This window comes from Geobacillus sp. GHH01, assembly GCF_000336445.1.
Classification (GTDB): domain Bacteria; phylum Bacillota; class Bacilli; order Bacillales; family Anoxybacillaceae; genus Geobacillus; species Geobacillus zalihae.
In genome coordinates this window covers 2,053,670-2,067,967 of record NC_020210.1, presented here as the reverse complement: position 1 = coordinate 2,067,967, position 14,298 = coordinate 2,053,670, and the positions used below count along the sequence as shown (strand labels likewise).

The window sequence follows — 14,298 nt, the reverse complement described above, 5'->3', positions numbered from 1 at the left end:
GCCATGACATAGTGCATCACCCTCTCGCTGTCGGCGAGAAACGAAATATGACGGCACAAAAGTGCATTTTTCTCTTTCCCTCATCAGAAAACCCGACAATTGCCGGGATTGAATCAGTCGGTTGATATATATAGAATATTTAGGTAATTATGAACAAAAAGATTCCGTTTATGTGAGGGGAGGAGAAGGATAGGATGATGAAAGGCTGCCGGGTGATGGTTGTGTTGCTCGGATTATGGTTTGTGTTCGGCCTATCGGTCCCGGGAGGGCGGACGGAAGCGGCATCTCCACGCGCCAATGATGCACCCATCGTGCTTCTCCATGGTTTTACTGGCTGGGGAAGAGAAGAAATGTTTGGGTTCAAGTACTGGGGCGGCGTGCGCGGCGATATTGAACAATGGCTGAATGACAACGGATATCAAGCGTATACGCTGGCGGTCGGACCGCTCTCGAGCAACTGGGACCGGGCGTGTGAAGCGTATGCTCAGCTTGTCGGCGGGACGGTCGATTATGGGGCAGCCCATGCGGCAAAGCACGGCCATGCGCGGTTTGGCCGCACGTATCCCGGCCTGTTGCCGGAATTGAAAAGGGGTGGCCGCATCCATATCATCGCCCACAGCCAAGGGGGGCAGACGGCCCGTATGCTTGTCTCGCTCCTAGAGAACGGAAGCCAAGAAGAGCGGGAGTACGCCAAGGAGCACAACGTGTCGTTGTCGCCGTTGTTTGAAGGCGGACATCGTTTTGTGTTGAGCGTGACGACCATCGCCACCCCTCATGACGGAACGACGCTTGTCAACATGGTTGATTTCACCGATCGCTTTTTTGACTTGCAAAAAGCGGTGCTGGAAGCGGCGGCTGTCGCCAGCAACGCGCCGTACACAAGCGAAATATACGATTTTAAGCTCGACCAATGGGGGCTGCGCCGCGAGCCAGGCGAATCGTTCGACCATTATTTTGAACGGCTCAAGCGCTCCCCTGTCTGGACATCGACCGATACCGCCCGCTACGATTTATCCGTTCCCGGGGCTGAGACGTTGAATCGATGGGTGAAAGCCAGCCCGAATACGTATTATTTGAGCTTTTCTACCGAACGGACGTATCGAGGAGCTCTGACAGGCAACTATTATCCCGAACTTGGAATGAACGCATTCAGCGCGATTGTCTGCGCCCCGTTTCTCGGCTCGTACCGCAATGCGGCGCTTGGCATTGACAGCCATTGGCTTGAGAACGACGGCATTGTCAATACCATTTCGATGAACGGTCCGAAGCGTGGATCAAACGATCGAATCGTGCCGTATGACGGGACGTTGAAAAAAGGAGTTTGGAATGATATGGGGACGTGCAACGTCGACCATTTGGAAGTCATCGGCGTTGACCCGAATCCGTCATTTAATATTCGCGCCTTTTATTTGCGGCTTGCCGAGCAACTGGCGAGTTTGCGGCCTTAAAACGGGTATTTTGCGAAAAAGCCATCTCGATCGGATGGCTCTTTTTTTTGAGGAGCAAGCTCTTGAGTTGTATGACGGCCGCGGATGTCCGATGGTATAATAAGGGCAAAGCAAGCGGATGGGGGAATGGACGTGAAGCCGCCTGAGCGGCAAAAGGAACGGTATACGTATCAAGATTATGTCAAGTGGGACGGACGGTGGGAGCTGATCAACGGCGTACCTTACAACATGGCACCGGCCCCTTCATTTGTCCACCAGTCGATCGTCGGTGAATGGTATGTCGCTTTGCGAGCGTTTTTTCGCGAAAAAGGATGTGCGGTTGTCATGGCGCCGTTTGATGTGCGGTTCGATGAACAGGCCGACTATGAACAAGCCAAGCATGTCGTGCAGCCAGACATCTCGGTCATTTGCGATCAAAGCAAAATCGGCAGCCGAGGCTGCGATGGTCCGCCTGACTTGGTGGTGGAAGTGCTTTCGCCGAGCACTGCGCTGAAAGATCGGAACGAAAAATATAAGCTGTACGAACAGTTTGACGTCAAGGAATATTGGATCGTCGACCCGCTGCATCGGACGGTGGAAGTGTACGGCCGCGGTGAGAAAGGGTATGAGAAGCGGAGCGTCTTTGGCGAAGGCGATGTGCTCGTCTCGTTTTTGTTCGCTGATTTGACGGTTTCGCTGGCTGGCATATTTCAAAATATAGAGGGTGAGGGATAACGATGCGGTTAGCGGAAGAGGAAGTGCAAGCGCTGCTTGAAAAAGCGGACGGCTGGAAGCTGGCCGATGAGCGGTGGATTGTGAAAAAATACCGTTTTCAAGACTACTTGCAAGGAATCGAGTTTGTCCGGCGAATCGCCGCGATTTCGGAAGACGCCAACCACCACCCATTCATTTCGATCGACTACAAGCTTATCACCGTGAAACTGTCTTCATGGCGGGCGAAAGGGCTGACGAAGCTCGATTTTGACTTGGCGAAGCAGTATGATGAGGTGTACGAACAGATGAGGTAGCACCAACCAAAAGGTTTGATTTTTCAATTGTCAAAAATAAAAGAAAAACTGTGAGTGTAGATGATAAACTTTTGACAATACCAGTATACGAATGGGAGGGAGATGATGGAGAACAAATCTACAGCCTTTCAGAACGAAATGCTGAAAACCATTATTGACAGTGCTCATGAGGGAATTGTTGTTGTGGATGAAAAAGGGAAAATCATTTATATGAATAAAAGTTATTGCGAGTTTTTGGAAAAAGAGCAGGAAGAAGTCATCGGCAAGCACGTAACAGAGGTGATTGAAAACACGAGAATGCATATTGTTGTCCAAACAGGAAAAGAAGAGAGAGCCGATTTGCAATATATAAAAGGAAACTATATGATTGCCAACCGTATTCCCATTGTGGTCAATGGGAAAATCATCGGGGCGGTCGGAACGGTGATTTTTCGCGATATTCAAGAATGGAAACGGATGAATAGCCATATTAAAAGTTTGTTGTTGCAATTACAAACGTATTTAGAGGAATGGAAGGAAGACAATGGAGCGAAATATACATTAAGAGATATTGTTTCCCAGTCAAAACAAATGGAAATGTTAAAGGAGCGAGTAAAGCGTATTGCTGATAGTGACGTTTCGGTGTTGATTCGCGGGGAAAGCGGCACGGGTAAAGAGTTGTTCGCCCATAGCATTCATCAGTTAAGCAGCCGAAGCCATAAGCCGTTTATCAAGGTCAACTGCGGCGCTATTCCCGAGCACTTACTCGAATCAGAATTGTTTGGATACGAAGAAGGAGCTTTTACTGGAGCGAGAAAAGGTGGAAAAAAAGGAAAGTTTCAGTTAGCTGATGGTGGGACGGTTTTTCTTGATGAAATTGGAGATATGCCATTGCATATGCAAGTGAAATTGTTGCGCGTTTTGCAGGAGAAGGAGATTGAACCGGTGGGGTCAACGAAAACAGTTCCAGTCGATGTACGGATTATCGCTGCTACCAACCGGCCATTAGAAAGGATGATCGAAGAAAAGCGGTTCCGTGACGATCTATACTACCGTATTAATGTTGTACCGATTTCCATTCCCCCGTTGCGTGAGAGGCCAGAGGATATCAGCGCATTGGTGCATCATTTCGTGAATAAGATCAGCAAACGCGCAGGAAAACGAATCACAGCCATCGATGAGAACGTATGGCATATTTTTTCTCAACATTCATGGCCGGGGAACATTCGTGAACTTGAAAATGTCGTGGAAGTGGCTGTTCACTTTGCTGATGGAGAAACGATTACGGTTGAAGCATTACCGGAGTATTTAAGAGCCAATTCCGTATATCAATTGGGAGGAAAAACACTAAAGCAGCTGCTTGAGGAAACGGAGAAGGCAATTATCAAAAAAAGCTTGTCGCTTCATCAAAACGATAAATTAAAGGCAGCTGAGGCTCTAGGGATTAGCAAGTCAACGATGTATGAGAAGTTAAAAAAATATGGTCTGGATGGTTAGTTTTCCGGAATCTTGGAATGTGTTCCGAGATTCCGGATTTTTTGTGAAAACAATACACAGGTGAAGTGGTGTTTGTGGTTGAGTAAGGAGTAAAGTTTTTGTATTTTTATTGAACGAATGTCCGAGTTTTCGGAATAAGGAAAGGGATGTTTAACTCGTTATTCTGTCTTCTCTTATATATTTTGTTGGCATCATTCTTGCTTATCATAGATGAATGAAGGAAGCAATAACATAGATGGGGAGGTAAAACGTCCATGAAGCAGATACATTCTTCTTTTATTGAGGCGGTGAAAGACATTCCGGACGGAGCAACGATTATGGTTGGCGGCTTCGGGCTTGTCGGCATTCCAGAAAACTTAATTCTCGCGCTAGTGGAAACCGGGGTCAAGGAATTAACAGTCATCTCTAATAATTGTGGCGTGGATGACTGGGGACTTGGATTGCTCCTGAAAAATAAACAAATTAAGAAAATGATAGCTTCCTATGTTGGAGAAAATAAGGAGTTTGAACGCCAAGTTCTCAATCAGGAAATAGAAGTTGAATTAATTCCCCAAGGAACGTTGGCAGAACGCATTCGCGCCGGCGGGGCCGGAATACCGGCATTTTATACTCCTGCTGGAGTTGGCACCCCGATTGCGGAAGGGAAAGAAGTACGAGTATTTAACGGCAAAGAGTATATTCTTGAAACGGCGTTAGTTGCTGACTTTAGTTTAGTGCGCGCGTGGAAAGGAGATAAAATGGGGAATTTGATTTACAACAAAACAGCGCGTAACTTTAACCCGATGATGGCGGCAGCAGGGAAAGTTACGATTGCAGAAGTGGAGGAACTTGTGGAAATTGGAGAATTGGATCCGGATCACATTCATACGCCAAGCATTTATGTACAACGATTAGTAGTTGGAAAACAAGAAAAACGGATTGAACGTCTAGTTGTTCGCTAGTATGTCAAAGAAGGGAGCAAGTGAAAACAATGAATAAACAATCCATTCGTGAAAGAATTGCCAAGCGTGCTGAACAGGAGATTGAAAACGGTTTCTACGTCAATTTAGGGATTGGAATACCAACTCTTGTCGCCAATTTTATTCAATCGCATAAAAAGGTGGTGCTGCAGTCCGAAAACGGATTGTTAGGGATTGGACCTTACCCTCTCAAGGATGAGGTAGACCCCGATTTAATCAATGCCGGGAAAGAAACGATAACGGCTATTCCCGGAGCTTGCTATTTTAGCAGTGCCGAATCATTTGCCATGATCCGTGGCGGTCATATCGATGTAGCTATTTTAGGAGGAATGGAAGTTTCGGAAGAGGGTGATCTTGCTAATTGGATGATCCCTGGAAAAATGATTAAAGGCATGGGAGGAGCGATGGATCTAGTGCATGGAGCGAAAAAGATTATTGTTGTTATGGAGCATGTTAGCAAGGATGGAAAACCGAAGATTGTGAAAAAGTGTAGTCTTCCGTTGACAGGAAGGAAAGTGGTCAACCGCATTATTACCGAAAAAGCGGTTATCGATGTGACCGAGAATGGCTTGAAGTTAGTAGAAATTTTGGATGGAAGTAGCGTCGAAGAGATTCAATCTCTGACAGAACCAACATTGATGATCGATGAAACGCTTCTTATTCAGGCATAATTTTGTCTAGGGGTGATCGGGGATGTGGAGCATGATCGGTCTAATTGGGGGATTGGCATTACTCATTTATTTAACCATGAGAGGAATGAATTTATTTATTGCTGCGCCACTATGCGCATTCGTAGTGGCTGTTTTCAGCGGATTGCCGCTATTTCCGCAGTTGGTTGGCGAAGGAGAAGCAAATTTAGTCGGAAATTATATGACGGGATTCTCAAGCTTTATTCAATCTTGGTATCTAATGTTTTTATTAGGCGCCATTTTTGGGAAGTTAATGGAAGACAGTGGGGCCGCTCATAGTGTTTCCAAGTGGATTGTGAATAAGTTGGGAATGAAGCATGCAGCATTAGCCATTGTGATTGCTTGTGCCGTTTTAACATATGGAGGAGTCAGCTTATTCGTCGTGGCATTTTCTGTTTATCCGATGGCTGTGAGCTTGTTTAAGCAAGCCAATTTGCCGCGCCGCTTTATTCCGGCAGCCCTTGCGTTTGGCTCTGTAACATTTACAATGACGTCAGCAGGATCTCCGGAAATTCAAAACTGGATTCCGATTGAATATTTAAAGACATCTCCATACGCTGGCTGGGAAGTTAGCCTTATTGTTGCCATTTTTATGGCCTTGTTCGGTTACTGGTGGTTAAAGAAAATGATCGATAAAGCAGTGGCAAGAGGGGAGAGATTTGTTTCTAGACCAGGTGATCCGGTTGAAGAAGGCCAAGAACTGCCTCACCCCGTTCTCGGTCTCATCCCGCTTTTGGTTGTATTAGTGATTTCGTTTGTATTTCATGATTCCTTAAAACAGTCGGCGCTCATTGTGGCTTTACTTGGCGGTGTCATCGCCACGTACGTATGCAATTATAAGTATTTCAAAAATTTCGGGAATGCTGTCTCCGAAGGAACGATCGGAGCATTAATCGCTTTAGGGAATACAGCAGCGGTGGTCGGTTTTGGCGGTGTTGCTAAAGCGGTTCCTGCCTTTCAGACAGCGGTGGAAACAATTACGAGCATTCCGGGTAACCCTTTAATTGGAGGAGCTATTGCGGTTAGTGTTATTGCAGGAATGACGGGGTCGGCTTCTGGGGGGCAGGCCATTGCGTTGCCGCTCATCGCGCCGCACTATTTGGATATGGGAGTCAATCCGGAAGCATTGCATCGTGTGGTTGCCATTTCTTCTGGAGCGCTTGATTCGTTGCCGCATAACGGATATGTAGTTACAACGATTCGAGCGATTTGTGGGGAAACCCATCAGGATGCCTATAATGCGGTAGGGGCTTTAACCGTGATTGTTCCTGCGCTAGGGACGGTGTTGGCAATCATTTTATTTTCGCTTGGTTTAGGAATCTGAAGAAGTATGCAAAAAGGGAAATTTCGGGCTCTTCACCAAAAGTTGTACTTGATTTTTTCTGAACATACCCTATTTACGCTTGTGAGGGAAAATCAACAAATCAGTGATTTTTGCACATCTTTGTGCAGGAAACCGTATTGCTTGTCAAGTACATGTTGTGGTGAAGAGCCAAATTTCGTTTTATTGAGGCATTGAGGGCACCACGTTTTGATGAAACATCGGTGGGAATAGGGGGATCAGATGGTGGTAAAAGGCAAAGTAATGTTTATTACCGGAGCAGCGAGCGGAATTGGGTATGAAATGGCGAAAACCTTTGCTGAAAACGGCAGTAGAGTCGTGCTGACAGACATCAATAAAACAGCCGTGGAGAAAGCGGCTGAATCGCTGCAAAATAGCGGGTATGAGGCGATTGGCTTAAAGTGCGATGTCACATCTGAAGAAGAGGTTAAAATGGCCTTGGATGAAACGTTGAATCGATTCGGGCGGATTGACATTCTGATTAACAATGCGGGATTGCAGTATGTAGCCAATATTGAAGATTTTCCGACGCAGAAATTTAAACAACTTATTGATGTTATGCTCGTAGCCCCATTCATGGCTATTAAACATGTTTTTCCGACGATGAAGCAACAAAACTATGGCCGTATTATTAACATCGCATCCATTAACGGCTTGGTTGGGTTTGCCGGAAAAGCGGCGTACAATAGCGCGAAGCATGGGGTCATTGGTTTAACAAAGGTGGCGGCCCTTGAAGGAGCACCGTATGGAATTACTGTCAATGCCCTATGTCCAGGATACGTTGATACACCGCTTGTCCGCAACCAATTGAGTGATTTAGCTGCTACAAGAAATGTTCCGTTAGAAAAAGTATTGGAGGAGGTCATTTATCCACTTGTGCCGCAGCGGCGTCTGTTGTCGGTTGAGGAAATTGCAAACTATGCGATGTTTTTAGCGAGCGAACAAGCAAGAGGTGTCACCGGGCAGGCGGTCGTAATCGATGGAGGATATACGGCGCAGTGAAGATTGTATGTGATGAAGAAGGGAGCGACAGAGAATGAGAGAAGTGGTCATTACAGCGGCCGTGCGTACGCCGATTGGAACATTTGGCGGCGTCTTTAAAGACCTGTTGCCGACGGATTTAATTGTTCCTGTTTTAGAGGAAGCAGTAAAACGCAGCCAAATTGAGAAAGACGAAGTAAACGAAGTGATTTTAGGTCATTGCATTCAGAGAACGGATATACCCAATACAGCAAGAACGGCTGCCTTGCTAGCAGGATTCCCTCATACAACAACCGGTTTTACGATTCAGCGCCAGTGCGCTTCTGGAATGCAAGCAGTTATTTCGGCGGCTATGCAAATTCAAGTCGGGCTGAGCGATGTGGTCATTGCCGGCGGTGTTGAATCCATGAGTTCTAGTCCGTATATATTAAAGCAGCATCGTTGGGGAGCGCGTTTACAGCACCAGCAAGTCCGTGATAGCGTTTGGGAAGTTCTTGAGGATCCGATTCACCATGTGATGATGGGAGAAACAGCCGAGAATCTTGCGGAACGGTATGGGATCACAAGGGAGGAGCAGGATGAACTGGCGTTGTTAAGCCATCGGCGAGCTATTTTGGCGATGGAATCGGGATACTTTGATTCTCAAATTGTTCCGATCACGGTAAAAACACGAAAGGAGGAGATAGTCGTAACAAAAGATGAGCATCCACGAGCCGATGTGACGAAAGAAAAATTGGCTTCCTTAAGACCTGTATTCCGAAAAAATGGGACGGTAACAGCAGGGAATGCATCGGGAATTAATGACGGTGCTGCTGCGCTTGTGCTCATGTCTGCCGAGTATGCACAGCAACGAGGGATCGAGCCGCTTGCAAAAGTAGTTGGTTATTCTGTTGCCGGAGTGGATCCTCTAGTGATGGGACGCGGCCCGGTTCCAGCGGTACAAAAAGGATTAGAAAGGGTAAATTGGACGTTAGCGGAAGCCGATTTAATTGAAATCAATGAAGCATTTGCTGCTCAGTATTTAGCTGTAGAAAGGGAACTGCGTTTAGATAGAGATAAAGTGAACGTAAACGGAAGCGGCATCAGCTTGGGACATCCGATTGGATGCACAGGAGCGCGTATTGTCGTCAGTCTTATTCATGAGTTGCAGCGCCGTCAGCTTGAAAAAGGAATTGCCTCTTTATGCGTGGGCGGTGGAATGGGAACGGCGGTGTTTATTGAGGCTTTGTAAAGACTGGGCATAATATTTGTGAGGTGTTCCTAGAGTCAAAAATCGAACAACGAAGGGAGTCCAAAAGCGTCTGCTTTTAGGCTCCCTTGATCTATTTTTTGTTTCTTTCTCCTTTGTGGAGCAATTCACAACAATGGCATGAAAATCGAGTAGGATTTTTTCTGGCAACTGTCGAATAATCCACTATTGAGAATCTAGAGATGTGCTCAGTTCAACAGGAATTGTTCATCAGAGGGGGGATTGAATGAACTATCTATCTTCAGTTATAGAGACAAAGTTTATTCCGCCTTATCTCAAGGAAACGGTGATTGTACGCCCATCCTTGATGAAAAAATTAATTCGTATGAAAAATTATCCCCTCACCATTATTCACTCGGGACCGGGTTATGGCAAAAGTACATCGTTGGCTTTGTTGCTTAGCAATTCATATACACCGTTTTGCTGGTATACGGTTTCAGAACAGGACGATAACTTTTTTCCTTTTCTTATCCATATGGTCTATTGTGTTCGTACGTTATTTCCTGATTTTGGAGTGGAACTGCTGACGGTCCTTGAACAAGAGGCTTCTTCTAACTATGATCAAGAAAAAGTTGAATTTATTTGTTCAAAGTTTATTAATGAGATGAAAGCCCTTCGCGAGGAATTTATCCTTGTACTCGATGATTTTCACTTGCTTGACCGTTCGGAATGGATCAGTCAATGGATGAAACTGTTTATCGTGCACAAGCCAGCGAATGTTCATCTTGTGATCTCAAGCAGAGGCCGCCCTCCTTGGGATATTTTAGAGACGATGAAAGTCAAAGGGGAAATGTTAGAAATCACGGAGAAGGACTTAGTATTTTCGAGAGAGGAAATAGATGTCTTGTTTTCTGATTCCTACGGAATTCCTTTGGACTGGGAGACTGTCGAACAAATCTATACTATGACAGAGGGATGGATCATCGCTATCCAGATGATTTGGCACCAAATGAAAATGAAGCCGGATTATTCATTTTCTAACACTCAATCGGCCTCTATGGATGATTTATTTCGTTTTCTGGCTTTAGAAGTGTTTTTTAAGCAGCCAGACGTGGTGCGTGATTTTTTAGAGCGGACCAGTGTGTTTGAAGAATTCTCGGAATCGGTTTGTCATCTATGGTTTTCAGAGGAAGATACACGTTATATTTTAGACTACTTAATGAGGCAAAATTTATTTATCAATCCGATTAGTGAGGGACGATACCGTTATCACGCATTGTTCCGGGAATTTCTGCAATCACAAATCAGTAAAAAGGCAGACGTTTTTTATCATACTCATCAACAAGCTGCTGATTATTATATTCGTTCGCAAAACTACGAAAAAGCGATCCTTCATTTGTTAGAGATCAAGGAGTACGAGCGGATAGCTGTCATCCTTCAGCCCAACGGCAGATCGATGTTGGAAGAAGGGAAAATCGAGACACTTCTCAAAGTTCTTCTTCAAATTCCCGAACATGTAAAAAACCAGTACTATATGCTTTGGTTTTATCAAGGGGAAATTTATCGATATCGATCACAATACGAAGAGGCCCTCGATTGCTATCGACGGATGGAAAGCCATGCGGAGACAGCAAATGATGAAATAGGTATGGGTTTAGGGGTCGAAGGACAGGCACGGGTATATCTTGATACGGTGCAACCGAGCAAAGCAGATCCATTGTTAAGAAAAGCGGTTTTATTACTAGATCATCCACCCTTGGATTGGCTTGACGGGAATGAGAGAAAACGATCGCTTTACGTTCTCATGGCTGAAAATTTGCTGAATATGGGGAATACTGCGGATGCGGAAAAGTGGTATTTACAAACCAAATCGTTTGAATATGGCACAAAACATCTAAAAATGATTGAATTAGAAGCGCGACTCTATTTAAGAACAGGGCGGCTTAAACAAGCGAAAGAAATCTTGAAAAACTATAGGGAAAAACAAAACCAGCAGTTATATTTATCGAGAGCTCATCGGACCAGTGAAATTTTACTGGCGCTCATTTGTGTGTATATGGGAGAGATCAAAGAAGCCAAAAAACTAGCTGAGTCAGGAATCCTCCAAGGGATCAAATGGAAAGCTCCTTTTGTTGAAGCTTGCGGATGGATGAGAAAAGGACACGCTCTGCAGTTGAATGATGTATATGAACAAAAAATGGCTATTCAGTGTTATGAAACAGCGATCTGTATGATGGATGACATGAACATTTCACGCGGAAAAGCAGAGCCTTGGATGGGATTATGTTTGTTGTATGGAAGAAGCGGATGCTATGATCTAGCGTTGGAATGTGGGATGAGAGCGCTTTCGGAAACGGAAAAGGTCAAGGATATTTGGCTGTCATCATTTATTCTCCTTGCCCTAGGAATCGCATCATATTATGGCGGTGATATTCAAAAAGCGCGACAAATGTTCCACCAGTGTTTATCGATGTTTCGTCAATGCGGTTGCCAATACGGTTTAATGGTTTCATATTTTTGGATCTCGTTGCTTGAATTTGAGCAAAAAAACGAACAGGCATTTCATGCATCCTTTGGACAATGTTTGCATCTTATCGATGAGCAAGACTATTCATTTTTTGTTGAGAAAAAAACATTGTTTGGTCCGAATGACTTGCAAAGCATCGTACCGATGTTAATGAAAGCGAAAAAACAAGGAATTGAAACACACACCGCCAGTCGATTGCTTGAACGCATGGGGATGAAAGATGTTTCTTTTCATCCCGGCTACACCTTGAAAGTTCGCACTTTGGGAGAGTTTAAACTGTTTTTGGGACAGAAAGAAGTGAGTGAACGGGAATGGAAGCGGGAAAAGGCGAAAGAACTGTTTCAATTGTTCATTACCTGGCGTGGCCAGCTGTTGTCGCGAAGCAAAATATTATCTTTGCTTTGGAAGGATAGTCATGAAGCGGCAGCGGAACGGGATTTTAAAGTGGCATTAAATGCGCTAAACAAAGTCATCGAACCCCATCGTAAAGCGCGTTCGGAATCATTTTTTATCGAAAGACGGGGATTGTTATACGGATTAAACAGCAGGGCGGTCATTGAAATTGATGCTGTCCGGTTTCAAACGCTTATCGAAAAAGGTTTGGAAGAGAGGGATCGAGATGCGGCTGCCGAAATGTTAAAGCAAGGGCTCAGTCTATACCAAGGCGATTATTTACCAGACCGTCTTTATGCGGACTGGTGTGCCGAAGAGAGAGAAAGACTGCTCCTTTTATTTTTGAAGGGAGCAGAGCGGTTGGCGCAAATTAACGTATCCAAGGAGAATTTTGATGAAGCGATTTACTGGTGTAATCAAATACTCGCTAGAGATCGTTGTTGGGAAGAAGCCTATCGGCTGCTGATGTACTGCTATTATCGGAAAAACAACCGCGCTTATGCGGTCAAGCTATATAAAAAATGTTGCGAGCAATTGAAAAACGAGCTTGGCGTCGAACCGTTGGAAACGACAAAGCAAATGTTTGAAATGATTACAATGAATTGACGGCTCGCTTGTCTGCGATAATATCGATTTTCATGATCTCACGTTATGGTATATCTCCCCATCTAGTCCTATCTATCATTCATCAAGATCGCAAGCAACGTAACGCGAATTTTTGCTGTTGTAGGGGGAGTTTCCTTCAAGGGGCACAGAGTTGTTTTCCTTATCCATGTGGTTGACGTACGTTCAGTCGCTTCCTGGCTCTAAGTATATTAAGTGCTTAAGGGCTGGAAGCAATTTGTTTTGTTAGTAAGTGTCACACTCGTGAATCATATTTGCCCATGTGTTCCGCCGCTTAGCAGGCGGTTTTTTTATGCAGAGGAGCTTGTAACTGAATTGTAACTGTTTTATTCCATAATACATTCAAACGATGTTGAAACCAAAGGGGGAAGGCGAGTTGAAAAGAAAGAAAAAGTTGTTCAACTGGATGGGGTTGCTGGCTGTTGCTGCACTTCTGTTCGTATCGGCGTGCAACGCCAGAACAACCGGAGGCGATCAGGACGATGGAGAAAAAGGAGGTTCTGTGGGCAAAGGAACGATCAAAATCGGTGTGCTTGCGTCCTTAACAGGTGCGTTGGAGGCGTATGGAAAGCAGACGGTTAACGGGTTCGAGCTGGGACTCGATTATGCGACAAATGGCACTCGGGAAGTGGCGGGTAAAAAAATCAAAGTCATTTACGAAGATACGGAAACGAAGCCGGATACGGCCGTACAAAAGGCGACGAAACTGCTCGAAGACGACGGCGTGGATATCCTTGTCGGTTCCAGTTCGTCAGGGGATACGCTCGCTGTTCTGCCGCTTGCTGAAGAGTACAAAAAGGTGATGATCGTTGAGCCAGCTGTAGCCGACAGCATTACCGGCGCAAACTGGAACAAGTATATTTTCCGCACCGCTAGAAATTCCTCGCAGGATGCGATTGCTGGAGCGCAGGCGATTGCCAAAGAAGGAGTCAAAATTGCTACACTTGCCCAGGATAGTGCGTTTGGACGCGATGGAGTCGCTGCATTTAAAAGAGCCGCTGAAAAATTAGGCGCTCATATTATCTTGGAGGAGTATGCCGATCCGCAAGGAGTGGACTTTACATCGAATATTCAGCGAATCATCGAAAAGAAACCGGATTATTTGTTTGTTATTTGGGCCGGCGCGAATTCTCCTTGGAAACAGCTGTCCGACATGAAGGTGCAAGAAAAAGGCATTAAAATTTCGACTGGCGCTCCGGATATTGCTGCGTTGAAGACGATGGACGGCATTGTTGGTATGGAAGGATTTACAGTGTACCATTACACTCTTCCGAAAAATAAAATTAATGATTGGCTTGTCGAAGAGCACAAAAAACGGTTTAATGGTCAAGTTCCGGATTTATTCACTCCGGGAGGAATGTCTGCGGCGATCGCGATTGTCGAAGCGCTGAAAAAAACAAATGGAGATGCCAGCGGGGATGCGCTCGTGAAGGTGATGGAAGGCATGTCGTTTGACACCCCGAAAGGCAAGATGACATTCCGAAAAGAAGACCATCAAGCGTTGCAGACGCTATATGCCGTTAAACTGGAACGAAGGGAAGGATTTGATTATCCGGTTCCTGTATTGATCAGAGAGCTGACTCCTGAAGAAACGGAGCCGCCGATCATGAATAACCGGTAGTCATCCAAGGGCGGAGAAGGGGTTGATTCACATGCATCGACT

11 protein-coding genes are annotated in these 14,298 nt (G+C 45.3%); all 11 read left to right on the top strand.

Annotation, left to right across the window (positions count from 1 at the left end; all coding sequences use genetic code 11):
• Positions 1 to 197: 197 nt before the first annotated feature.
• A complete protein-coding gene (locus tag GHH_RS10085; RefSeq protein WP_041470719.1) occupies positions 198 to 1,448 on the top strand; it encodes a lipase in 1,251 nt (416 codons plus the stop codon).
• A gap of 126 nt (positions 1,449 to 1,574) precedes the next feature.
• A complete protein-coding gene (locus GHH_RS10080; RefSeq protein ID WP_015375071.1) occupies positions 1,575 to 2,162 on the top strand; it encodes a Uma2 family endonuclease in 588 nt (195 codons plus the stop codon).
• 2 nt (positions 2,163 to 2,164) lie between these two features.
• Entirely contained in the window at positions 2,165 to 2,455 is a 291-nt protein-coding gene (locus GHH_RS10075) for a 4a-hydroxytetrahydrobiopterin dehydratase (RefSeq protein WP_015375070.1), read from the top strand.
• A 102-nt stretch (positions 2,456 to 2,557) separates the two neighbouring features.
• Positions 2,558 to 3,931, top strand: a complete 1,374-nt coding sequence (locus GHH_RS10070; protein WP_144052013.1) for a sigma-54-dependent Fis family transcriptional regulator — start codon at positions 2,558 to 2,560, stop codon at positions 3,929 to 3,931.
• A gap of 254 nt (positions 3,932 to 4,185) precedes the next feature.
• Entirely contained in the window at positions 4,186 to 4,872 is a 687-nt protein-coding gene (locus GHH_RS10065; RefSeq protein ID WP_015375068.1) for a CoA transferase subunit A, read from the top strand.
• Between the two features lie 29 nt (positions 4,873 to 4,901).
• Positions 4,902 to 5,561 (top strand): CoA transferase subunit B, encoded by a 660-nt coding sequence (locus GHH_RS10060; protein ID WP_041470504.1) that lies wholly within the window; start codon positions 4,902 to 4,904, stop codon positions 5,559 to 5,561.
• Positions 5,562 to 5,583: 22 nt separating this feature from the next.
• Positions 5,584 to 6,903 carry a GntP family permease gene (locus tag GHH_RS10055; protein WP_020279038.1) on the top strand — a complete coding sequence of 440 codons (1,320 nt, stop codon included), beginning with the start codon at positions 5,584 to 5,586 and terminating at the stop codon, positions 6,901 to 6,903.
• A 240-nt stretch (positions 6,904 to 7,143) separates the two neighbouring features.
• Positions 7,144 to 7,923: a 3-hydroxybutyrate dehydrogenase gene (locus GHH_RS10050; RefSeq protein ID WP_015375065.1), complete on the top strand. Its 780-nt coding sequence runs from the start codon at positions 7,144 to 7,146 to the stop codon at positions 7,921 to 7,923.
• Positions 7,924 to 7,957: 34 nt separating this feature from the next.
• Positions 7,958 to 9,133, top strand: coding sequence for an acetyl-CoA C-acetyltransferase (locus GHH_RS10045; protein WP_015375064.1), 1,176 nt, complete (start codon positions 7,958 to 7,960; stop codon positions 9,131 to 9,133).
• Positions 9,134 to 9,377: 244 nt separating this feature from the next.
• Complete coding sequence (locus tag GHH_RS10040; RefSeq protein ID WP_015375063.1) at positions 9,378 to 12,617, top strand: BTAD domain-containing putative transcriptional regulator; 3,240 nt, start codon at positions 9,378 to 9,380, stop codon at positions 12,615 to 12,617.
• A 394-nt stretch (positions 12,618 to 13,011) separates the two neighbouring features.
• Positions 13,012 to 14,256, top strand: coding sequence for a substrate-binding domain-containing protein (locus GHH_RS10035; RefSeq protein ID WP_015375062.1), 1,245 nt, complete (start codon positions 13,012 to 13,014; stop codon positions 14,254 to 14,256).
• Positions 14,257 to 14,298 lie beyond the last annotated feature (42 nt).

What these genes read in the sequence shown, in the direction of transcription:
- GHH_RS10045 (WP_015375064.1), top strand. Translation starts at nt 7,958, where the DNA reads ATGAGAGAAGTGGTCATTACAGCGGCCGTGCGTACGCCGATTGGAACA.
- GHH_RS10060 (WP_041470504.1), top strand. Translation starts at nt 4,902, where the DNA reads ATGAATAAACAATCCATTCGTGAAAGAATTGCCAAGCGTGCTGAACAG.
- GHH_RS10055 (WP_020279038.1), top strand. Translation starts at nt 5,584, where the DNA reads ATGTGGAGCATGATCGGTCTAATTGGGGGATTGGCATTACTCATTTAT.
- GHH_RS10065 (WP_015375068.1), top strand. Translation starts at nt 4,186, where the DNA reads ATGAAGCAGATACATTCTTCTTTTATTGAGGCGGTGAAAGACATTCCG.
- GHH_RS10085 (WP_041470719.1), top strand. Translation starts at nt 198, where the DNA reads ATGAAAGGCTGCCGGGTGATGGTTGTGTTGCTCGGATTATGGTTTGTG.
- GHH_RS10040 (WP_015375063.1), top strand. Translation starts at nt 9,378, where the DNA reads ATGAACTATCTATCTTCAGTTATAGAGACAAAGTTTATTCCGCCTTAT.
- GHH_RS10080 (WP_015375071.1), top strand. Translation starts at nt 1,575, where the DNA reads ATGGACGTGAAGCCGCCTGAGCGGCAAAAGGAACGGTATACGTATCAA.
- GHH_RS10070 (WP_144052013.1), top strand. Translation starts at nt 2,558, where the DNA reads ATGATGGAGAACAAATCTACAGCCTTTCAGAACGAAATGCTGAAAACC.
- GHH_RS10075 (WP_015375070.1), top strand. Translation starts at nt 2,165, where the DNA reads ATGCGGTTAGCGGAAGAGGAAGTGCAAGCGCTGCTTGAAAAAGCGGAC.
- GHH_RS10050 (WP_015375065.1), top strand. Translation starts at nt 7,144, where the DNA reads ATGGTGGTAAAAGGCAAAGTAATGTTTATTACCGGAGCAGCGAGCGGA.